Annotated in this window: 1 protein-coding gene; it reads right to left on the bottom strand. The window is 67.9% G+C overall.

Annotated elements, in window-relative coordinates; all coding sequences use genetic code 11:
• Positions 1-30: 30 nt before the first annotated feature.
• On the bottom strand, positions 31-1,571 hold a 1,541-nt coding region (locus ACNJ7E_RS30305), incomplete at its 5' end, for a (Fe-S)-binding protein (RefSeq protein WP_418341679.1).

The following is a 1,571-nucleotide window of genomic DNA, read 5'->3' as shown; positions in this document are numbered from 1 at the left end:
CCGCCACCCTTGTGTGTGCACCCCCGAGGGTCAGTCCCGTCGGCGCGCAGCACCGGCGTCGAGCTGCGCGGCGAGCAATTGCGCCAAGTGGTCACCGCGACGATCGGTCAGATCCGACAACTGCGTCCGGCAGGAGTAGCCGTCGGCCAGGATCGTGGTGTCCGCGTCCGCCCCGGCCACGGCGGGTAGGAGTTGCTGCTCGGCGACCGCCACCGACACCTCGTAATGCCCCTTCTCCACCCCGAAGTTGCCGGCCAACCCGCAGCATCCGCCCAGCCGCTGAACCTGTGCACCGGCCTTCTCGAGAAGCTGCGCGTCCGGACTCCACCCCATCACCGAATGATGGTGGCAGTGCGGCTGCGCGACAACGGACTTGCCTTCGAGAGACGGCGGTTCCCACCCGCGGTCCGTCAACAGTTCCGCGAGGGTACGGGTTGCGTCGGCGACCGGTTCGGCCGCCGACCTACCGAGCAGTTCCGCAGCGTCCGAGCGCAGCACACCCGTGCAGGACGGCTCCATTCCGACGATCGGAATTCCGGCCGCAGCGCTACCGGACAGTGCGTCCACGGTGCGGCCGAGGATCTTCTTCGCCGCGGTGAGCTGCCCGGTGGAGATCCAGGTGAGTCCGCAGCACTGCTGCTTGTCGGTCAATTGCGGCCGGTAGCCGGCGGCTTCGAGCACCTGCACCGTGGCGTGCCCGACCTCGGGGGTGAAGTAGTTGGTGAACGAGTCCACGAACAGCAGCACCGGGTCACCGGTCGTGGCACGGTCGTTTTCGGTGGCCTTGAACCAGGACCGGAACGTCTGCTTCGCGAACGGTGGAATGGTGCGGCGCTTGTCCACTCCGGCCGACGACAACGCCAGCGGTCCGATGCCGGGAACGCGCATCGTGGCGTTGACCAGACCGGGCGCGTGGCTGGCGATCTTCGCCCAACGCGGAAGCCATCCCAGCGAGTAGTGCGAGGCGGGGCGGAGGCGGCCCTTGTAGCTCTGGTGCAGCACTTCGGATTTGAACGCGGCCATGTCGACACCGGTCGGGCAGTCCGAGGAGCACCCCTTACAGGACAGACACAGGTCGAGGGCGTCGTGAACCTCGGGCGATCGCCAGCCACCGTCGATGTCGGTGCCGTTGATCATCTCCTGCAGCACGCGCGCCCGGCCGCGGGTGGAGTCCTTCTCCTCCCGGGTCGCCTGATACGACGGACACATCACTGCCCCGGTGGCGGTGTTGTCGGCCCGGCATTTTCCGACGCCGGTGCAGCGGTGCACCGCCTGGGTGAAATCTCCGTCGTCGTGGTGGTAGGCCAGGGCCAGGTTGCGGCGCAGGAGTGGGGCTGCGGGAATGCGCAGGTCCGCGTCGACCGGGTGGGGGTCGACCACCACTCCGGGGTTGAGGATGTTGTCCGGGTCGAAGACGTGCTTGACGGCAGCAAAGAGTTTCATCGCGTCCGGTGAGTACATCAGCGGCAATAGTTCGCTGCGGGCGCGGCCGTCCCCGTGCTCACCGGACAGGGATCCGCCGTAGCCGGCGACGAGTGTGCTCGCCGCGACCAGGAAGTCCCGGAAGATGC

The sequence above is a fragment of the Rhodococcus mengyinensis genome (genome assembly GCF_048381435.1).
Classification (GTDB): domain Bacteria; phylum Actinomycetota; class Actinomycetes; order Mycobacteriales; family Mycobacteriaceae; genus Rhodococcus_F; species Rhodococcus_F opacus_D.
This window is presented reverse-complemented; position numbering and strand designations above follow the sequence as displayed.